This is a genomic window from Vibrio sp. 1641 (assembly GCF_033339995.1).
Classification (GTDB): domain Bacteria; phylum Pseudomonadota; class Gammaproteobacteria; order Enterobacterales; family Vibrionaceae; genus Vibrio; species Vibrio alginolyticus.
Map to the genome: position 1 here is coordinate 47,296 of NZ_JAWOVP010000017.1, position 19,193 is coordinate 66,488.

Below are 19,193 nucleotides of genomic sequence, written 5' to 3' on the forward strand. Positions count from 1 at the left end.
TGGGTGGTCAAAAGCTTAAAAAGCAAAAAGATCATAGGTAACCCAAAGCAATAAAAAAGCTGGCATTTAGCCAGCTTTTTCTTTTTTTGGTCAGTCTCTTAAATCATGAAGATAAAGATAACTGCTAGTGCAGTGATGAGGCCTGCAAATGCATAGCATGCAATTTTACCAATCACACCAGTGTGGAACTTAAGGTCGTGCATGCCGTGGTGTACACGGTGCATTGCATGCCACATTGGCAATGCTAGCGTGCCAATGATGAATAGCGCACCGATGATGCTGGTTGCGAATGCGGAGACACGCTCGTAGCTCATCGCTTCTGCATCAATCACGCCTAGTGGGACCAAGATGCCCAGCACCAATACCGTGATTGGCGTGATCATCGCGAACCAAGTACCACCTGCGCCAAACAGACCCCACCAGATTGGCTCATCAGAACGTTTTGGTGATGTGTTTACACTATAATTCGGTTTCATTGCTCAGCTCCTTACACCACGATGAGAACGATCAGTGAGATAAACGCAACAGCGGCCCACTGAGTCAATACGATGATCTTCTTGTCCACTGGTTTGCCTTTCAAACGAATTGGCATTACTTGTGGCATCATGCTGAAGAAAGTTTGAGCGTGGAATAGGCTACCGAGTAGTGCAACGATGTTGATTGCGACTACGATTGGGTTCGCCATGAATGCTAACCAACCTTGCCATGCTTCAGGACCTTTCACCAAGCAACCTAAACCGAAAGTTAGGAACAGAGTGAATAGGATTAACGGAAGCACCGTAGCTTCGCGTAGCATGTAGAAGCGGTAGAAAGGATGGTTCTTCCACCAAGTGCGTTTTACTTCACGAACGTAAGGTTTACGATTGCTCATCCTTATGCCTCCACTTTCTTTGGTGAACCATCAGGTTTCAACATAGCAATCACGAAGTCCATAGAAGACTCCACTTTGCCTTGGTTTACTGCCGCTGCTGGGTCAACGTTCTTCGGACAAACTTCAGAACAGTAACCAACAAACGTACAACCCCAAGCACCGTTTTCACCGTTGATAAGCTTCATGCGCTCATCTTTACCGTTGTCACGGCTGTCTAGGTTGTAGCGGTGGGCTAGCGTTAGTGCAGCAGGACCGATGAACTCTGGGTTAAGACCAAACTGAGGACATGCTGCATAGCACAGACCACAGTTGATACAGCCAGCGAATTGCTTGTATTTCGCCATCTGTTCTGGCGTTTGCAAGTTCGTACCGTCTTCTGGTTTACGATCGTTACCAATGATGTATGGTTTGATTGCTTCTAGGCGCTCGATGAATGGCGTCATATCAACAATCAAGTCTTTCTCGATTGGGAAGTTCGCTAGAGGCTCGATAGTCACACCGTCTGGGTAGTCACGTAGGAAGCTCTTACAAGCAAGTTTCGGTACGTTGTTCACCATGATGCCGCAAGAACCACAGATCGCCATACGGCAAGACCAACGGTAAGACAGATCTTTGTCTAGGTGATCTTTGATGTAGCCAAGTGCGTCAAGCACAGACATGGTTTCATCGAATGGTACTTCGAATGTTTGCTTGTATGGTTCTGCATCTTTTTCTGGGTCGTAACGCAGGATGTCTACTTTTTGAATGCGATTTGCTGACATTATGCTTGCTCCTCTGCGTTCTTCTCTTCAGCCGCGGCTTTTTCTGCTGCTTCACCGTATAGACGAGCTTTTGGTTGTGACTTAGTGATGGTCACATTGCTGTAATCGATACTTGGTGCTGACTCTGGCTTGTAGAAAGCAAGTGAGTGTTTTAGGAAGTTCACGTCATCACGTTCTGTACAACCGTCGTCTAGACGTTGGTGCGCACCGCGAGATTCTTTACGTAGAATCGCAGAGTGAACCATCGCTTCTGCGACTTCTAGGCCGTAACCCACTTCGATTGCGTATAGAAGGTCAGTGTTGAACACTTTACCTTTGTCTTTGATGCTGATGCGTTTGTAGCGTTCTTTCAACTCAGTGATCTTGTCGATAGTCGCTTGCATCAAATCTTCTTGGCGGTAGATACCACAACCCGCTTCCATGGTGTGACCCATTTCCGTGCGGATTTCTGCCCAGTTTTCGTCGCCTTCTTGGTTCATTAGGTTAGCGATGCGTTCTTCAACCGCTTTTACTTGCGCGTCAATTGCCGCGTCGTTCCAGCCTTTGAATTCTGCCGCACGTTTCACGGCGTTTTCACCCGCTACGCGGCCAAATACCACGAACTCAGCCAGTGAGTTAGACCCTAAACGGTTTGCACCGTGAAGACCAACAGACGCACATTCACCCACCGCGAATAGGCCTTTAATGCGAGTTTCACATCCGCCGTCCGTTTCAATACCACCCATGGTGTAGTGAACGGTTGGACGAATTGGAATTGGCTCTTTTGCAGGGTCCACGTTTACATAAGCTTTTGCTAGCTCACAGATGAACGGTAGACGTTCTTGTAGGTACTCTTCACCAAGGTGGCGAAGGTCTAGGTGCACCACGTCACCCAGTGGGTGTTTGATGGTGTTGCCTTTCTGTTGTTCGTGCCAGAAAGCTTGAGAAACTTTGTCACGAGGACCCAGTTCCATGTATTTGTTCTTCGGTTGGCCAACTGGAGTTTCAGGGCCCATGCCGTAATCTTGTAGGTAACGGTAGCCATTCTTGTTAACGATGATACCGCCTTCACCACGACAACCTTCCGTCATCAGGATACCTGTACCAGGAAGACCTGTTGGGTGGTATTGAACGAATTCCATATCACGTAGAGGAACGCCGTGACGGTAAGCCATTGCCATACCATCGCCCGTTACGATACCGCCGTTGGTGTTACAGTGGTAAACACGGCCCGCGCCACCTGTTGCTAGAACAACCGATTTTGCTTTGATAGTAACAAGCTCGCCTTCAGACATGTGAATAGCAATCAGACCTTGAACTTCGCCTTCATCAACAAGTAGATCCACCACAAAGTACTCATCAAAACGTTTGATGTTGCTGTACTTCATTGATGTCTGGAATAGCGTATGAAGCATGTGGAAGCCAGTTTTGTCTGCAGCGAACCAAGTACGTTCAACCTTCATACCACCAAAGCGGCGTACGTTGACTTCACCGTTCTCTTTACGACTCCATGGGCAACCCCATTGCTCCATTTGGATCATTTCGCGAGTCGCGTTCTCTACAAAGTATTCAACAACATCCTGTTCACATAGCCAGTCACCACCGCCAACAGTGTCGTTGAAGTGGTTGTCTAAGCTATCTTCATCCTTGATAACTGCTGCTGAGCCACCCTCTGCAGCGACCGTGTGGGAGCGCATTGGATAAACTTTAGAAATCAGAGCGACTTCTAAGTCTGGGTTTGCTTCAGCCGCTGCAATAGCAGTACGAAGACCAGCGCCGCCTGCGCCGATGACTGCGATATCTGTGGTGATAATTTGCACAGTTATCCTCCAGTGTGTGATTGCGGAAATCCGCTTGTTATTGTCATTACGAGGCGCTCTTTAAAAAGAACTCCCCAAAAGTAGTAGGGTTAGTGTAGATGAGCCACATGGCAGAAAAATTGATGTAATTGGGTTTTTGCTTCGGTAATGCACTTAAGGGCATAGAATTTATAGGTTATGTGACTGCTATCACGGCATCGAGGTTTTGGCCCTCAAGCATTAACATTAGGGATGTTAAGCCTGTGTTGCGTGACATTAACCGCATGGATAATAGGATTTTAACTGAGTGTTTTTTGTTCTGCGGCACGAGTAATGCTTGCCTCAAATTGGCGAGCTCATTAGTAAAAAGAAGAAGGGATATTCCTCTCTTCTTGAAGAGTAAAAAGCATGTAGAATGAGACTTTCCTCGCTGAATTAAAGTTTGAGAGATTTGTTATGCAAACCAACTGGCAACCTACTGCTTCCATTGACCAACTTCGTCAACGTGCGACGTTAATCGCGTCGATTCGACAATTCTTCGCTGACCGACAGGTGATGGAAGTCGATACGCCAGCCATGAGTCACGCAACCGTGACTGACATTCATTTGCATACTTTCCAAACCGAGTTTGTTGGCCCAGGCTATGCCGATGGCAGTAAGCTGTTTTTTATGACCAGCCCAGAATTCCATATGAAGCGCCTTTTGGCTGCGGGTAGCGGTTGTATTTATCAAATCAACAAAGCATTTCGTAATGAAGAGAATGGTCGCTACCACAACCCTGAATTCACGATGTTGGAGTGGTATCGCGTTGGCTTTGACCATCATAAATTGATGGATGAAATGGATGACCTGTTGCAGCTGGTATTGAAGTGTGGCGCAGCGCAGCGCATGACGTATCAGCAAGCCTTCATTGATGTGTTGGGTGTGTGTCCACTGGAAGGCTCGATGGCTGAGCTGAAAGCGGCGGCAAGCAAGCTGGGTTTGAGTGACATTGCTGAGCCAGAAGAAGATCGCGATACGCTGCTGCAACTACTATTTAGCGTGGGAGTAGAAAACAAAATTGGTCAGGACGTGCCGGCTTTTGTGTACGACTTCCCTGCATCACAGGCGGCGCTTGCGAAAATCAATCCTCAAGATCATCGCGTCGCGGATCGTTTTGAAGTGTACTTTAAGGGGATAGAGCTGGCGAACGGATTTCATGAACTGGATAACCCGAAAGAGCAATTAGCGCGCTTTGAACAAGATAACGCAAAGCGTATCGAAATGGGTTTAAAACCACAGCCGATCGATTATCATCTGATCTCTGCACTGGAAGCAGGGTTGCCAGATTGTGCAGGGGTCGCGTTGGGTATCGATCGTTTGATCATGCTGGCGCTAGGCTGTGACCACATTGATCAAGTGACGGCCTTTCCATTTCCAATTGCATAAGGACGTCCAATGAACCTGACGGCTGCACGTTTCGTCATCTTTAGCTACGCCATATTGATCGCTTTTTTATCTCTGAGTTCAGGTGAACTGCAAGACTGGGGCAATATCGCGTATCTCGACAAAATGCAGCACGCTATGGCGTATAGCGGCTTTGCGTTTTTAGGTTGTTTTTGTGTGTGGCGTTGGCGTCAACGTTGGGCGGTGGCGATTAGTATTTTGCTATTCAGCGCCGTTATTGAGTGGTTGCAAGGGTATGTAGGGCGACAAACTTCTTGGTTAGACCTTGTCGCCAACTCAACTGGCATCTTAACTGGTCTGTTATGTTACCGTATTTGGAGCCTCTATCGACCTAGGTTGGTGAAGTCGCTATACTCGATTCGTTAATGAAGAGGGAACACGATAACAATGAAAACGCGCGACAAAATCGTCTACGCGGCACTGGAGTTGTTCAACCAACATGGTGAGCGCAACATCACCACCAATCACATTGCCGATCACATCGAAATTAGCCCTGGTAATCTGTATTACCACTTCCGCAATAAGCAAGAAATCGTTCGTGAGATCTTTGCGCTTTATTCAGCAGAACTTTTAGAAAGATTTACCCCTATTCAAGGTTCGCAAGAGAGCCTGACAATGCTGAAGAGCTACCTAGACTCTATTTTTACCTTGATGTGGAAATACCGCTTTTTCTACGCAAACTTACCAGAAATCTTGTCACGAGATGAACAGCTACACGAACAGTACATCGATGTGCAAGAGAAGCTGCAAGCGAACCTCATTGCTATTATGCAAGAGTTCGTAACGATGAAGCTGTTGAATGTCGATCAACAACAGTTGAAGTCATTGGTATGTACATTGCACTTGATTGCGTGTAGTTGGTTGGCGTATCAATCCGCGATGGCTTCAAAAACCAACATTACCGAGCAAATGGTGAAGCAAGGGATGTTGCAGATGCTTAATGTCGTTAAGCCATTAGCAACTGAGCAGGGCTTAGATCAGCTACTGTTATTAGAAGATGCGGTTAGCAATCTACACAGTTAAACGTCAAACTGCTTAATATTTCGAGAGTCACTCTCATTTTCGAGTCGTGGCTCGAGTTGACTTGTCAAATATGCCACGCACAATAGTCCCATACGCTAAAAACCCTTGCAGGGATAAGATTCTCGATAAAGGAACTATCGCCCCATGAATTACGACATTTTTAATGGTGATGCTGATGGCATCATTGCTCTTCTACAATTGCGTTTGGCTGATCCTGTCGATGCCCAGTTAATAACCGGTGTAAAGCGCGACATCAAGCTGGTGGAAAAAGTAGACGTGCAAGCGGGTGATGAGCTGACCGTGTTAGACATTTCGATGGAAAAGAACATGGCAGGTCTAGAGCAAGCTTTGGCTCAAGGCGCGCACGTCTTTTACGCCGATCATCACAAAGCGGGCGACATTCCTCAGCATGGTAATTTGGATGCGCACATCGATCTCGATGCCAACATGTGCACGGCGTTGATTGTCGATAAGTTGCTTGATGGGCGTTTTCATGACTGGGCGATTACGGCGGCTTATGGCGATAACATGATTGCTAAAGCCGATGAGTTAGCGAATAACGCGGGCTTGTCGCAGCAACAGAAAGAGCAGCTAAAAGAGCTGGGTACTTTAATTAACTACAACGGCTACGGATCGAAGGTCGAAGATTTACACTTTCATCCTGCGGAGCTGTACCGAGCTTTGCTGAAGTACACGTCGCCATTTGAAGCTATTGAAGATAAGGCCTCGCCATACTACCAATTGCAATCGGCTTACCAACAAGACATGGAGGCGGCTCTCGCAGTGCCTGCCATGCATGAGAGTGGTAAGCTGAAGTTGTTTGAGTTACCAAACACGGCGGCATCACGCCGAATCAGTGGTGTTTATGGCAACTGGCTGGCAAACCAAAACCCTGACTCTGCGCATGCGGTACTTACTGAAAATGCAGATGGGACTTATACGGTTTCACTTCGTGCCCCGTTAAACAATAAACAAGGTGCCGTGGCCGTGTGTGGTCAGTTCCCGACAGGTGGGGGGCGAGAGGCGGCGGCAGGAATCAACGCGTTAAGCAAAGATGATGTGCATGCTTTTATTGATGCGGTAGAAACCTACTACGCATAGCATTTTCCAAAATATGAATGCAAAAAAGGAGCCGAGTGGCTCCTTTTTTATTATAAGTCGATGAGTCAGATAATCAGCGTTTTAACCAAGATTTCGGATTCTGCGCTTCACTATTACGACGAATTTCAAAGTACAGCGATGGCCTGTCTTGACCACCCGTATCACCCGCGAGAGCAATCACTTCGCCGGCGGTGACTCGATCGCCTTCTTTTTTAGTTAACGCTTGGTTGTAACCATAGAGGGTCATGTCACCTTTTCCGTGGTCGAGCAGTACCACTAAACCGTATCCGCGCAGATACTCAGCAAATACGACAGTACCAGGATAAACGGCTTTCACTTGTTGACCATAGTTGGCAGACAACACCATACCCTTCCAGTTTACCTGCCCAGTTTGTCGCGTACCAAAGTTGTGTAACACACTGCCTTTGAGTGGCCAAGGCAACTTACCGCGCTGTTTGCCGAGTCCGTCCATTGGCACCGCATTACGCTTCGCTGCTTTGGCGATCTCTGCTTTTAAACGGGTTTCGTTGCGTTGCAGCTCGGCTAAGTAGCGTTTGTCATTCTTGATACTGCTCTGAATTTTATTCAGGGTTTGCTTACGCTTGGATTGTGTACTCGCTAGCGCTGTACGTTTTTCGGATTGCTGCTTGAGCAGAGTCTCGATTTGCTCTTTTTCTAGCTCGAGCTGGTTTTTGTTGTGCGCTAATTCTTGGGTTATTTTGGTGATCGCATCAATCACTTCAGCACGTGCTTTAGCTAAATGCTGGAAGTATTGGCTCATGCGGTCTTCTTCCACACCTTGATTTAACAAGTGACCATTGGCCTTCGCTCGCTCGGTTACGTAATACGTTTGCAGCAGCTGTTTGAGTTCTTCTTCTTGCTCTTGACGCTGTGCTTCTTGCAAGGCAATTTTCTCTTCTAGATTTTCTATGTTTTTGTCTGCTTGTGCGAGGTTAGACTTGGTTTGTCGTATTTCACGCTCAAGCTTAGAAATTCCAAGCTCTTGATCTTTTAATGATTTCTGTAACTCATTGAGCTGCTTTTCTTGGGAAGAGAGCGATTTGCGCTGACGGCTTATCTCACTGGATACGCCTTTGAGCTCTTGCTGACTCACAGCAGAGGAGGTAATGGGATAAGTGGCAGATAAAGCACAAGTTAATAAAATAGCCGAGCGTAGAACAGGGTGATTTTGTTTTCGCACTTGAGAGTTACCTACCACGTTGTTGTCAAAAAGGTTTGTTGACGATTAAATACCATCTCCATGGATAAAGCTTTGCGACTTGCCGTTAAAGCCTTGATCCATATCGAGAGAGGGTTTGTCCGTTTTTGGACGTCCGACGATTTTTGCAGGCACGCCAGCCACCGTTGTGTGAGGAGGCACGGCTTGCAATACCACAGAGCAAGATCCGATTTTCGCGCCTTCACCGACTTCGATATTGCCAAGAATCTTTGCACCAGCTCCGATCATCACACCCTCGCGAATTTTCGGGTGACGATCACCGCATTCTTTACCAGTACCACCAAGGGTGACATCTTGCAGTATAGACACGTCGTTTTCGACCACGGCAGTTTCACCAATCACGATGCCTGTTGCATGGTCGAGCATGATGCCACTACCAATGCGCGCTGCAGGGTGGATATCGACCTGACATGCTACCGAAATCTGATTTTGTAGGTAAGTCGCAAGAGCGTGACGACCTTGCTTCCATAGCCAGTTTGCTACTCGGTAGCCTTGCAGTGCGTGATAGCCTTTTAGGTACAGCAATGGCATTGAGTACATTGAAACAGCAGGGTCGCGATTGACCGTGGCACAAATATCACAAGCCGCGCCGTCAGTGATGGTTGGATCAGCCGCAAAGGCTTCTTCAACCACTTCACGCACAGCCATCGCTGGCATGGAAGCGGTGTTCAATTTGTTAGCCAGAATATAACTCAGAGCGGCACACAAACTTTCATGCTTGATAATGGTGGCATGATAGAAGCTCGCCAGCATAGGCTCTTGTTCTGACATTTCACGGGCTTCTGAGACAATTTTGTTCCAGACTTTTTGTTTTTCGCAGTGTTTCATTCTCAATATCCAGAGTGGTTCTTCCGTGACCCGACAACTTCAATTTTTCTCAGATGAGCTGCAAAGGGCGGTAGATTGCTACTTTCCTTCGGCTTTTTTGTCACGAGCAAGTAAATCTTGCGCTGCTAAGCGCGCATCTTTTCCTTGATACAATACTTGATAAATTTGATCAACTATCGGCATCTCAACACCCATACGTTGAGAAAGTAGCCATACTTCTTTTGTATTGCGGTAACCTTCAACCACTTGACCAATTTCTTCTTGAGCCGTATCAACGTCTTTACCTTGGCCTAATGCCAAGCCAAAGCGTCGGTTACGTGATTGGTTATCGGTACATGTCAGGACAAGATCGCCTAAACCCGCCATGCCCATAAAGGTTTCTGGCTGTGCACCCAGCGCAGCACCAAGGCGACTCATTTCAGCCAAGCCACGAGTAATTAATGCAGTACGGGCATTGGCGCCAAAACCGATACCATCAGACATACCCGCACCAATCGCAATAACGTTTTTCACAGCGCCACCCAATTGCATACCAATAAAGTCACTATTGGCATATACGCGGAAGGTTTTGCTACAGTGGATTTTTTCTTGTAGATCCGCAACAAATTCAGAATCTGGAGACGCAACAGAGATTGCAGTCGGCATACCCATTGCGAGCTCTTTCGCAAACGTTGGGCCAGACAATACTGCTAGTGAGTAGTTTTCACCGATAATGTCATAAGCGACGTCTTTCAGTAGGCGCCCCGTTTCAGGTTCAAGCCCTTTGGTTGCCCAACAGATGCGAGAGTCTTCGCGCAAGAATGGTTTACAGCTGTTTAGCACGATGCCAAAGACATGGCTTGGAACCACAACCAACAAATCTCGGCTTGCTTGAACGGCTTTTTCTAAATCCGATTCAATGATCAAGCTTTCAGGGAAATCAACACCTGGTAAAAAGGCATGGTTAGCTCGGTCTGCTTCTAGGCGAGCCATGTGCTCTGGCTCGTGTCCCCAAAGGACAACGTTCGCGCCGTTACGAGCGAGTGAGATTGCCAAAGAGGTGCCGTATGAGCCTGCGCCAATCACAGTCATTGCGATGTCTTTACCGTAAGCATTGTTTGTATTTGCTTGTGTCATGCTACCGCCTAATTGTCTTGCTACTAGTAGAATCTAGTTCCTAATCGTCAAATTTTACGCCTTCTGGCGATTAGGAACTAGGAACTTTTGTCAGAAATAAAAAATGCACATTGCATCGGATGGTAGACGCTCTGTGCATTTTATTTGATTCGGTGACGTCAGCACTGTGGCTATTCGTCACTTATAAAACGTGAATTACGCTTCAGCTTCGCCTTGTTGAGCTTGCTGTTGTAGGTAGTTCATGAATAGCGCGTCAAAGTTTACTGGCGCTAGGTTCAGTTGAGGGAACGTACCTTTAACGACTAGGCTTGAGATAGTTTCACGAGCGTATGGGAATAGGATGTTCGGGCAGAATGCGCCTAGGCAATGTGCAAGTTGACCAGCTTCCATTTGTTCAGCAGTGAAGATACCACCTTGTTGAACTTCACATAGGAACGCAGTCTCTTCTTCGTTCTTCACAGTAACGGTTAGGCGTAGAACAACTTCGTAAACGCCTTCACCAAGCTCACGGCTTTGAGTGTCTAGGTCTAGTTTAACGTCTGGGTTCCACTCTTTCTGGAAAATTACTGGAGAGTTCGGCGCTTCAAAAGAAACGTCTTTTAGGAAGATGCGTTGAATTGCGAAGTTTTGTTGTGCGTCTTGAGGTGCTGCTTCAGCCATTTTTTAATCCTTAAATCAATATTTGTTGAGCCTAGAAACGTCTAAGCTCAGAAAACTGGTATGTCCTGAGACTAACTGAGCCAATCTACCTTGACTAGATGAAGCGTGTATTACGTGCAAAGCGTCACAACTTAGTGCTCCAACTGCTTTCAATTTGCTCAGTTTTTTGTTCGCGAGGCTTGGTAAAAGCGCGTTTAAACGCGAACTTTCGTTCTTGCCACGTTCCTACTTCTTACCGCGAACTAACGGCAGGTTCGCTTCGTTCCACGCAATCAAACCATTTTTTAGTAGGCTCACGTTTTCGAAGCCAGCTTTTACTAGTAGGTTTGCGCTTTCTTGAGCGGTCTGTCCTGTCTTACATACAACAATGATTGGGTCTGATTTGTGGTTTTCAAGACTACCCAAGTTACCCGCTTTGATGTCTGACGGTAAAATGTGAAGTGAGTCGGTGATATGACCTTTTTTGAACTCGTCTTTGGTACGGATATCCACTACAACGCCGTTTTCACGGTTCATAAGATGAGTCAGTTGGTTTACGTTGATTTCTTTGTATGCGGCTGTCGCTGATTTCACGATGTTCATGATAAAGGCGACAAGAAGACCTACCCAAACCAAAGATAGAATCATGTTCTGTTGGAAAAATTCAATGTACTCTTGCATGTCTTGAGCTCTTACGCTGTTGGCGGAAAAATAAAGCAGGAGTATAGCGAGGTTACGGCTCTTAGGCGAGAGGGTTAAAATTTTCTAACGAATAATTGAGATCTCTATAAACCCTTTATGCCCTTACTATCCGTACATTTTGCTCTGGTAGCTTGATTGCTTTTGCCTATTGGACTTATCGGTTTAAGTGACTTCTGTTTTACTGAGAAAAGAGAACAATAGGTATTAACCCATCTTGTTTGATGTTGCTTTAAATTAGCGCTGTTTCAAGTGCAAAAATAAGAATGAGAAGCGTAAGAAAACCGAACTTAGACTGGGGTGTACAAAGCGTATTAGAAATGACTATGCTTGTGGAACACGATTGTCGGCACTGACTCGTTGTTCGCTTAACTTGTAAGATAGCAACAATAAATCGCAAACATTATTTGATCTTAACCTACAGTTTTGGTTAAAAAGTGTAGTAAAATTACGCTAGTTTTGTTTCAAGGTTAGATAGGGCAGCGAGGCCCTACGCCAAAAGTTACTTAAATTTGATGAGGTCATCACTATGTCAGCTAAGAAGCCATTGGCTCTAGTTATCCTTGACGGTTACGGTTACCGTGAAGACACAGCAAGTAACGCAATTGCGAATGCGAAAACACCAGTAATGGATGCTCTGATTGCGAATAACCCACACACATTAATCTCTGCTTCAGGCATGGATGTTGGCCTTCCTGATGGTCAAATGGGTAACTCTGAAGTTGGTCACACTAACATTGGTGCAGGCCGCGTTGTATACCAAGACCTGACTCGTATCACTAAATCAATTGCTGATGGTGAGTTCGAACAAACGCCTGCGCTAGTTGAAGCAATCGACTCTGCTGTGAAAGCTGAAAAAGCAGTACACATCATGGGCCTGATGTCTCCAGGCGGTGTTCACTCTCACGAAGACCACATTTACGCAGCAGTTGAAATGGCAGCGGCGCGTGGCGCAGAGAAAATCTACCTACACTGCTTCCTAGACGGCCGTGACACACCACCACGTAGTGCTGAAAACTCACTACAACGTTTCCAAGACCTATTTGCGAAACTAGGTAAAGGCCGCGTTGCTTCTCTAGTAGGTCGTTACTACGCAATGGACCGTGACAACAACTGGGATCGCGTCCAAGTTGCTTACGATCTTCTAACTCAAGCTAAAGCTGAGTTCACAGCAGAAACGGCAGTTGCAGGTCTAGAAGCGGCTTACGCTCGTGAAGAAAACGACGAATTCGTTAAAGCAACAGCTATCAAAGCAGAAGGTCAAGAAGACGCAATCATGCAAGATGGTGATGCGGTTATCTTCATGAACTACCGTGCTGACCGTGCACGTCAAATCACTCGTGCATTCGTTCCTGCATTTGACGGCTTTGAGCGTGCAGTATTCCCAGCAATCAACTTTGTGATGCTGACTCAATACGCGGCTGATATCCCTCTAGCTATCGCATTCCCACCTGCGTCTCTAGAAAACACTTACGGTGAGTGGCTATCTAAACAAGGTCAAACTCAGCTACGTATCTCTGAAACAGAGAAATACGCACACGTGACTTTCTTCTTCAACGGTGGTGTTGAGAACGAATTCGAAGGCGAAGAGCGTCAATTGGTTGCTTCACCAAAAGTTGCAACGTACGACATGCAGCCTGAAATGAGCTCTCCAGAACTAACAGATAAGATGGTTGCGGCTATCAAGTCTGGTAAGTTCGATACCATCATCTGTAACTACCCGAACGCAGATATGGTTGGTCACACTGGCGTTTATGAAGCGGCTGAGAAAGCAATCGAAGCTCTAGATGAAAGTGTGGGTAAAGTGGTTGAAGCAATCAAAGAAGTTGGCGGTCAACTATTGATCACTGCGGACCACGGTAATGCAGAAATGATGATCGACCCTGAAACTGGCGGCATCCACACTGCTCATACTAACCTACCAGTACCTCTAATCTATGTAGGTGACAAAGCGGTTGAATTCAAAGAAGGCGGTAAACTGTCTGACCTTGCACCAACCATGCTTTCTCTAGCTGGTCTAGAAATCCCAGCAGAAATGACGGGTGAAGTACTAGTTAAATAATTAACTAACGGCTCCGAATGACAAAAGCTCGAGTTTAAACTCGGGCTTTTTTGTATCTGGCAGTAAGGGCTGGTCTGTAAGGTTACTGAACCAAAATGCCAGCACCAATCACAGCTAGGGCTGCGCCCAACCATGCAAATCGGTTTGGTCGGCGTTTAGTGTAAATCCAGAGCAGTGGTAGCAACATAATTGGCGTGGTTGAAGATAGAAGTGCAACCATACCTACATTTCCTTCTTGCAGTGCGTATAAGATTAGCGTCATGCCGACGGCCATCGCCAAGAAACCATTAAGGGCAGTAATACCAAATACGCGCCAAGTAATGTGTTGCGTCGAGCGAGCGACTTTGACCCCTAGAACTAACAACATGCTGTGGGCGAAAAAGGCACTGATCATTCGAATAGCAGAAGCCGCAACTGGGTCAATACTGGTTTGCATTACTGGCTTGGCGATAATGCCTCCCAATGCTTGGCACATTGCTGCGGTTAAGCCAAGTCCAATACCTACCCAGATGTTACCTTTAATGTCTTCCAAGACGTTATTCACTTGACCTCTTCGGCCAAAGAATATCGCCATCACCACGCCGCTAAATACCAATGATGCGCCCAGTAGTTCTATTGTGGTCATGACTTCGCTAAATAAGAAGTAGCCCAAGATGGCAGAGAACACGGCGTGGCAAGAGAAGAGTAACCCGGCTTGTCTTGGCCCCATACGATTCAAACACGCGAATAGAGCGGTATCGCCAATAAAAATACCAATCAGTCCTGAGGCCATCATTGGCGTTACATGTTCCCAAGAAACCGTTAACCAGCCGCCAGTTATCCAGGCCATTGTTGATAAGATCACGGCTGTGCAGCCCATACGCCAGCGGCTGTAAGAAAATGCGCCTAGGTGTTGTGCAGGAATGACCGAAATTAGGCTAGAAACTGCCCACAGAAAAGCGGCGCATAAAGCAAGCCATTCGTAACCCATGATGTGTCGACGTCCTTGTAGAGTAGAGGAGTCTTAATATGCACGAAATTTATGGGATGTAAAAGCCGCTCTGTAAGGGCAGTAGCTGGAGAGCAGCTCCATGACAACACGCTTTTTCATGGAGCTCTTCGATTAAAACAGTACCAAAACTGCGCCATACACGATAATTAGACCAATCAAACCGAGAATCAGGCCTACTTTCGCCATGTCTTTGCTCTCGATGAGGCCTGTTGAATAAGCCAAAGAGTTTGGTGGTGTAGAAACCGGTAAGATCATGCCAAGTGATGCGGAGAAGGCGACGACAACCAGTAAACCTTGTAGGCCACCAACCGCAATAAGGCTTGGCATGGATGTACCAATAGCGGCAGCAATAGGCATCAATAAGTTTGCCGTTGCGGTATTAGACATAAAGTTCGCCATTAACCAGCACACTACCGATAGGGCTAAAACAACGGCAAATGGTGATAGCAGGCTGTAATCAATAGCGTGCGCTAATGCTTCGGCTAAGCCTGTTTTGTCTAAGGCAATACCAATTGCTATACCACCGGCAACCAGCCATAAAACATCCCAGTTAATTAGCTTGAGCTCTTCTTTTCCCATAATGCCCGTTAACGTGAACACTGCTAGTGGGATAATCGCGACAACATATGTATTCATGCCATGCACTTTCGTTGTCATCCAAAGCAAAATGGTTAGTGCAAAAGTGATGTAGACGACGATCGCACGCCAGCTCTTTTTGAATGTACCATCTAGCTTTAGTTTCATTTCTGGTTCGCTAGACGGAAACAGCTTTTGCAACAAGAACCAAGCTACAGTGAGTTGTACCAACACAAAGGGTAGACCCATTGTCATCCACGATAGGAAGTCTATCGCGTTTTCTCCAGTGAGATATTGAAGCGCTATCGCATTAGGTGGCGTGCCTATCGGAGTCGCAATGCCGCCTGTATTCGCGGCAATTGGAATACACAACACCAGTGCTTTAATCCCTAAATCCCCTTTAGGTGCTGAAGCGACGATGGGGCCAAGCAGGGCTAGCATCATCACGGTCGTGGCAGTATTGGACATAAACATTGAAAAAACGGCGGTAATTAACATCAAGCCCAGCATGATGAACTTAGGTTGTGTGCCGAATGGTTTTAGTAGCACTCGGGCGAGGTTGTTGTCGAGCTCGTATTTGGAAGCCGCAATCGCGAGAGCAAAACCACCCATAAAAAGAATAATGATCGGTGAAGAGAAGGCCGAGAAAATATCGGTGTAAGCAATTAACTCTCCTAAATCATGCCCCGCTGGTGGATTGCGAAATAGATGCAAACCTTTATCCGATATCATGATCAGTTCAAGAGCGATAATAAGAATGGACGTAGCAAAAACGGGAACCGGCTCGAGAACCCAAAGTAGGGCAGCAAGAAGAAAAATAGCCAACAGGCGATGCTGAATTAAAGTGAGATCGTCAATAGGAATAGCATCAATCGGCATCATCAAAACACCGAGCGGAATTAAAAAGCACACCAGCAATTTCGCCAACGTGTTTACACTCATCTTTGGCATTGGCTGCCCCTCTAAATATTCATTCTAAGCGCAGGATAATTGATTGTGGAATGAGGGTCTTAGAGGCAGGTATGAGTTTGAGAAATAGAGGCTAAATTTCGAACGGAGTTTTGCTTTTTATCAATAAAAAGAGCCCTTAATAAAGGGCTCTTTAACGGTGTTTTACTTATTTTTTCAAGGCGTAAGGTGTGCCCATAACGGTTGGCTTACCGTTTTCCATGCTTGCGTCAAACTCAATCGCGTCTTTGGCAAACAGGTTAATAACAGTAGAACCCAGTTTGAAGCGGCCCATCTCTTCGCCTTTTTTCAAGATCACGGCCTTGTCACCCTCTGCTGGGTAATCCCATTTGTAGACAGTGTTTCCACGAGGCGGAGTGATCGTGCCAGCCCATACTTGCTCAATGCTGCCAACAATTGTCGCACCAACAAGCACCTGTGCCATTGGACCAAACTCAGTATCGAAGATACACACCACACGCTCGTTACGTGCAAATAGGTTCGGTACGTTTTCTGCTGTCAGAGGGTTTACTGAGAACAGGTCACCTGGTACGTAAATCATTTGGCGCAGAGTGCCGTCACATGGCATGTGTACACGGTGGTAATCGCGCGGAGATAGATACAATGTGGCAAAAGAACCATCTTTAAATTCGTCCGCTAAATTCGCGTCACCGCCCAGCAATTCTTGTGCTGAGAAGTGATGACCTTTTGCTTGGATAAGTTGACCATCTTCAATAGGGCCAAACTGGCTAACACAAGCGTCGGCTGGATGAGTGATGACGTTTTCGCCTTCAGAAATTGGGCGTGCGCCTTCTTTTAGCTCACGAACGAAAAACTCGTTGAACGTTTTAAAATGCTTAGGATCTGAGTGCTTTGCCTCATCCATATTCACATTGTATTGTTTGATAAACCAACGAATAACTGCTGTTGTTAGACCGCCAGCTTTTGCTGAAGCCAGTTTACCCATTAGGCGAGTGAGGCCGTGTTGTGGGATCCAGTACTGCAGTCCAACTTTAAACTTGTCCATCTTTAATTCCGATACTTCTGTTAGATTCGCGCTTTAGGGCGCGTGATGTTACTGAAATTTAATTTGCTTGTCAGTATTAGGTGAAGACTTTTTACACAGTTACAGCCTTAACTCAATTACAGATCGGCTTTTTTATTACGTGAATACTGACGATTTGCTTTGTTTTCAACCATGCTTTCCAAAATGCGATGATAGTTTTCAAAGCGAGTTTCGTTAATTTCCCCGTTCTCGACAGCTTCACGTAGAAGGCAGCCTGGGTCATCATTGTGTTTACAATCTCGGAACTTGCAACCACCTAAATATGGTCGAAATTCAATGAATGCTTTTGTTACTTCTTCTGCTTCCAAATGCCAAAGACCAAATTCACGTACTCCAGGTGAGTCGATCAAATCGCCACCCGTTGGAATGTGGTATAAACGTGCAGCCGTCGTGGTGTGTTGGCCCAAGCCAGAGTTCTCAGAGACTTCGCCTTCTTCCACTTCGCTCTCTAGTTCCGGCATTAACGCGTTGACTAAGCTGGATTTCCCTACGCCTGATTGACCAACAAAGATATTAATTCGGTCACGCAGCAGGGTTTCTAGTTCAGCAATGCCTTCTCCAGACTTCTTGCTGACCAGAAGCACTTTATAGCCAATACGTTCATATTCTTTGAGCCATTCTTCATACATTGCACGATCATCGGCTTCTAGAAGGTCGACCTTATTTAAGACCAACAATGGCGCAATATTCAGTGTTTCTGATGCAACGAGATAGCGGTCAATAATATTTAGCGATAGCTCTGGTAATACCGAAGAGACAATGACCATTTGATCAATATTGGCTGCAACGGGTTTTAGGCCATCGTAATAATCTGGACGAGTGAGCACTGAAGAGCGAGGTTCTACCGCTTCAACAACACCAGAGATGCCCGCCATAGACTCCAATCCTTCGCGCCATAAAACACGATCGCCAGATACTAGAGACTCAATACCACGGCGGAGGTTACAGCGTTGAATTTCGCCTGTTTCAAGGTCTTCAATGTCCGCGTGCTGACCAAAACGAGTGATCACGAGACCTTGCTTGCTGGCGCCTAGCATGTTTTCATCCCACTGGATGGACTCTTCTTGCTTCTTCAAACGCTTTTGTTGGTTGCTACGTACGCGTCGCACCTGACCTTTGGTTAACTTTTTCTTCTTTGCCACAATTCTGTACTTTATGTGAATTTACTCAAATGGTTGAGCCGTACTCTTGGCTCCGTGTATGAGTATCGTGTTTCTCGTATTTTGAGGTATAGTACCTCTTTTATCGATAAACAAATAGGCGGCGTAACCATGTCCTTTAGCGATCAAAACCTAATTTGGGTTGATTTAGAGATGACAGGGCTTGATCCTGAAACGCACAAAATCATCGAAATTGCTTCTATTGTCACGGATAGCGAACTAAATATTTTGGCTGAAGGTCCAGTGTTAGCGATTCATCAGCCGGAAGAAGAACTGGCGAAAATGGACGACTGGTGTACTAATACGCATACGGCAAGCGGTTTGGTGGAGCGCGTTCGAAACAGTCAAATCTCAGAACAAGACGCAGTCGCGCAAACCATTGAATTTTTAGAAAAATGGGTGCCAAAAGGGGCGTCGCCAATATGTGGTAACAGCATTGGGCAGGATCGTCGCTTTTTATACAAGCATATGCCTGAGTTGGAAGAGTTCTTCCATTACCGATATGTTGACGTTAGTACTCTTAAAGAACTAGCACGTCGCTGGCAACCTGAGGTGCTAAATGGGTTTACAAAACAGGGAACACATTTGGCCTTAGACGACATTCGTGAGTCCATCGCAGAACTTAAGTACTATCGAGGTACTATTTTCAAGATTTAACTGTTAAGGTTGCGATCCAAATTGTTGTAATTTATATCGCTTTTGATTGCTTTTTCGTCGTTCAGTAAAAAAATAAAGTTTTTTTGAAGGAAGGACTTGCATCACAAAAAAATGCTCTTATAATTCGCAGCCCTAAACAGCGGAAACGTTGTTGATGCGACACTAGCTCAGTTGGTAGAGCGCAACCTTGCCAAGGTTGAGGTCACGAGTTCGAACCTCGTGTGTCGCTCC

19 protein-coding genes and 1 tRNA gene are annotated in these 19,193 nt (G+C 46.1%); 7 read left to right on the plus strand and 13 right to left on the minus strand.

Going from position 1 to position 19,193, the window contains the following annotated elements:
• Positions 1-98 precede the first annotated feature (98 nt).
• From frdD to frdA, 4 genes are read right to left on the minus strand one after another with little or no spacing between them, the layout of a single operon-like run.
• The gene (gene frdD / locus R7Z47_RS21440; protein ID WP_005381493.1) at positions 99-476 is read right to left on the minus strand and encodes a fumarate reductase subunit FrdD; all 378 of its coding nucleotides are present in this window, start codon (positions 474-476) and stop codon (positions 99-101) included.
• A gap of 11 nt (positions 477-487) precedes the next feature.
• On the minus strand, positions 488-871 hold the full coding sequence (frdC, locus tag R7Z47_RS21445) for a fumarate reductase subunit FrdC (RefSeq protein ID WP_005381491.1): 384 nt from the start codon (positions 869-871) through the stop codon (positions 488-490).
• Between the two features lie 2 nt (positions 872-873).
• Positions 874-1,632, minus strand: coding sequence for a succinate dehydrogenase/fumarate reductase iron-sulfur subunit (locus R7Z47_RS21450; RefSeq protein ID WP_005381489.1), 759 nt, complete (start codon positions 1,630-1,632; stop codon positions 874-876).
• The gene (gene frdA, locus R7Z47_RS21455; protein WP_115386347.1) at positions 1,632-3,431 is read right to left on the minus strand and encodes a fumarate reductase (quinol) flavoprotein subunit; all 1,800 of its coding nucleotides are present in this window, start codon (positions 3,429-3,431) and stop codon (positions 1,632-1,634) included. The genes R7Z47_RS21450 and frdA overlap by 1 nt, the downstream gene beginning before the upstream one ends.
• Positions 3,432-3,866: 435 nt before the next feature.
• Here frdA and epmA point away from each other — a divergent pair, with 435 nt between their 5' ends.
• The 4 genes from epmA (at position 3,867) to R7Z47_RS21475 (ending at position 6,980) form a co-directional block, all read left to right on the plus strand.
• Positions 3,867-4,838 carry an elongation factor P--(R)-beta-lysine ligase gene (gene epmA / locus R7Z47_RS21460; RefSeq protein WP_262607108.1) on the plus strand — a complete coding sequence of 324 codons (972 nt, stop codon included), beginning with the start codon at positions 3,867-3,869 and terminating at the stop codon, positions 4,836-4,838.
• Positions 4,839-4,847: 9 nt separating this feature from the next.
• A complete protein-coding gene (locus tag R7Z47_RS21465; protein ID WP_017635567.1) occupies positions 4,848-5,222 on the plus strand; it encodes a VanZ family protein in 375 nt (124 codons plus the stop codon).
• 21 nt (positions 5,223-5,243) lie between these two features.
• A complete protein-coding gene (locus tag R7Z47_RS21470) occupies positions 5,244-5,879 on the plus strand; it encodes a TetR/AcrR family transcriptional regulator (protein WP_262607109.1) in 636 nt (211 codons plus the stop codon).
• Between the two features lie 144 nt (positions 5,880-6,023).
• On the plus strand, positions 6,024-6,980 hold the full coding sequence (locus tag R7Z47_RS21475; protein ID WP_042523718.1) for an acetyltransferase: 957 nt from the start codon (positions 6,024-6,026) through the stop codon (positions 6,978-6,980).
• Positions 6,981-7,053: 73 nt separating this feature from the next.
• Here R7Z47_RS21475 and R7Z47_RS21480 read toward each other — a convergent pair whose 3' ends face one another.
• The 5 genes from R7Z47_RS21480 to R7Z47_RS21500 all read right to left on the minus strand — a co-directional run bounded on the left by R7Z47_RS21480 (position 7,054) and on the right by R7Z47_RS21500 (position 11,484).
• Positions 7,054-8,199, minus strand: coding sequence for a murein hydrolase activator EnvC family protein (locus R7Z47_RS21480; protein WP_005381476.1), 1,146 nt, complete (start codon positions 8,197-8,199; stop codon positions 7,054-7,056).
• A gap of 27 nt (positions 8,200-8,226) precedes the next feature.
• The gene (gene cysE / locus R7Z47_RS21485) at positions 8,227-9,048 is read right to left on the minus strand and encodes a serine O-acetyltransferase (protein ID WP_005381475.1); all 822 of its coding nucleotides are present in this window, start codon (positions 9,046-9,048) and stop codon (positions 8,227-8,229) included.
• Between the two features lie 78 nt (positions 9,049-9,126).
• Complete coding sequence (gene gpsA, locus R7Z47_RS21490; RefSeq protein ID WP_005381474.1) at positions 9,127-10,164, minus strand: NAD(P)H-dependent glycerol-3-phosphate dehydrogenase; 1,038 nt, start codon at positions 10,162-10,164, stop codon at positions 9,127-9,129.
• 195 nt (positions 10,165-10,359) lie between these two features.
• Positions 10,360-10,824, minus strand: a complete 465-nt coding sequence (gene secB, locus R7Z47_RS21495) for a protein-export chaperone SecB (RefSeq protein WP_005386410.1) — start codon at positions 10,822-10,824, stop codon at positions 10,360-10,362.
• 225 nt (positions 10,825-11,049) lie between these two features.
• Positions 11,050-11,484 carry a rhodanese-like domain-containing protein gene (locus tag R7Z47_RS21500; protein WP_005386415.1) on the minus strand — a complete coding sequence of 145 codons (435 nt, stop codon included), beginning with the start codon at positions 11,482-11,484 and terminating at the stop codon, positions 11,050-11,052.
• Positions 11,485-12,031: 547 nt separating this feature from the next.
• Between R7Z47_RS21500 and gpmM the strand changes: the two genes are divergently transcribed.
• Positions 12,032-13,564, plus strand: coding sequence for a 2,3-bisphosphoglycerate-independent phosphoglycerate mutase (gpmM, locus tag R7Z47_RS21505; RefSeq protein ID WP_005381471.1), 1,533 nt, complete (start codon positions 12,032-12,034; stop codon positions 13,562-13,564).
• A gap of 82 nt (positions 13,565-13,646) precedes the next feature.
• Here the strand turns inward: gpmM and R7Z47_RS21510 are convergent, their stop codons facing one another.
• The 4 genes from R7Z47_RS21510 to rsgA form a co-directional block, all read right to left on the minus strand.
• The gene (locus R7Z47_RS21510) at positions 13,647-14,534 is read right to left on the minus strand and encodes a DMT family transporter (RefSeq protein ID WP_005381469.1); all 888 of its coding nucleotides are present in this window, start codon (positions 14,532-14,534) and stop codon (positions 13,647-13,649) included.
• A 132-nt stretch (positions 14,535-14,666) separates the two neighbouring features.
• A complete protein-coding gene (locus R7Z47_RS21515) occupies positions 14,667-16,082 on the minus strand; it encodes an SLC13 family permease (RefSeq protein ID WP_053303033.1) in 1,416 nt (471 codons plus the stop codon).
• 166 nt (positions 16,083-16,248) lie between these two features.
• A complete protein-coding gene (gene asd, locus R7Z47_RS21520; RefSeq protein WP_005381465.1) occupies positions 16,249-17,106 on the minus strand; it encodes an archaetidylserine decarboxylase in 858 nt (285 codons plus the stop codon).
• Positions 17,107-17,222: 116 nt separating this feature from the next.
• Complete coding sequence (gene rsgA / locus R7Z47_RS21525) at positions 17,223-18,287, minus strand: small ribosomal subunit biogenesis GTPase RsgA (protein ID WP_005381463.1); 1,065 nt, start codon at positions 18,285-18,287, stop codon at positions 17,223-17,225.
• A 129-nt stretch (positions 18,288-18,416) separates the two neighbouring features.
• On the opposite strand from rsgA, the gene orn reads away from it, so the two are divergent.
• Both orn and R7Z47_RS21535 read left to right on the plus strand, forming a co-directional pair.
• Positions 18,417-18,962, plus strand: coding sequence for an oligoribonuclease (orn, locus tag R7Z47_RS21530; protein WP_017635574.1), 546 nt, complete (start codon positions 18,417-18,419; stop codon positions 18,960-18,962).
• A gap of 156 nt (positions 18,963-19,118) precedes the next feature.
• Positions 19,119-19,191: transfer RNA gene (locus R7Z47_RS21535), tRNA-Gly, on the plus strand.
• The last annotated feature ends 2 nt before the right edge of the window (positions 19,192-19,193 follow it).

Bases quoted from the DNA above. Each gene is read 5' to 3' on its own strand.
- epmA (WP_262607108.1), top strand. From the start codon at position 3,867: ATGCAAACCAACTGGCAACCTACTGCTTCCATTGACCAACTTCGTCAA.
- R7Z47_RS21465 (WP_017635567.1), top strand. From the start codon at position 4,848: ATGAACCTGACGGCTGCACGTTTCGTCATCTTTAGCTACGCCATATTG.
- cysE (WP_005381475.1), bottom strand. From the start codon at position 9,048: ATGAAACACTGCGAAAAACAAAAAGTCTGGAACAAAATTGTCTCAGAA.
- secB (WP_005386410.1), bottom strand. From the start codon at position 10,824: ATGGCTGAAGCAGCACCTCAAGACGCACAACAAAACTTCGCAATTCAA.
- asd (WP_005381465.1), bottom strand. From the start codon at position 17,106: ATGGACAAGTTTAAAGTTGGACTGCAGTACTGGATCCCACAACACGGC.
- R7Z47_RS21500 (WP_005386415.1), bottom strand. From the start codon at position 11,484: ATGCAAGAGTACATTGAATTTTTCCAACAGAACATGATTCTATCTTTG.
- gpsA (WP_005381474.1), bottom strand. From the start codon at position 10,164: ATGACACAAGCAAATACAAACAATGCTTACGGTAAAGACATCGCAATG.
- R7Z47_RS21510 (WP_005381469.1), bottom strand. From the start codon at position 14,534: ATGGGTTACGAATGGCTTGCTTTATGCGCCGCTTTTCTGTGGGCAGTT.
- R7Z47_RS21475 (WP_042523718.1), top strand. From the start codon at position 6,024: ATGAATTACGACATTTTTAATGGTGATGCTGATGGCATCATTGCTCTT.
- R7Z47_RS21515 (WP_053303033.1), bottom strand. From the start codon at position 16,082: ATGCCAAAGATGAGTGTAAACACGTTGGCGAAATTGCTGGTGTGCTTT.
- orn (WP_017635574.1), top strand. From the start codon at position 18,417: ATGTCCTTTAGCGATCAAAACCTAATTTGGGTTGATTTAGAGATGACA.
- R7Z47_RS21470 (WP_262607109.1), top strand. From the start codon at position 5,244: ATGAAAACGCGCGACAAAATCGTCTACGCGGCACTGGAGTTGTTCAAC.
- R7Z47_RS21450 (WP_005381489.1), bottom strand. From the start codon at position 1,632: ATGTCAGCAAATCGCATTCAAAAAGTAGACATCCTGCGTTACGACCCA.
- frdD (WP_005381493.1), bottom strand. From the start codon at position 476: ATGAAACCGAATTATAGTGTAAACACATCACCAAAACGTTCTGATGAG.
- frdC (WP_005381491.1), bottom strand. From the start codon at position 871: ATGAGCAATCGTAAACCTTACGTTCGTGAAGTAAAACGCACTTGGTGG.
- gpmM (WP_005381471.1), top strand. From the start codon at position 12,032: ATGTCAGCTAAGAAGCCATTGGCTCTAGTTATCCTTGACGGTTACGGT.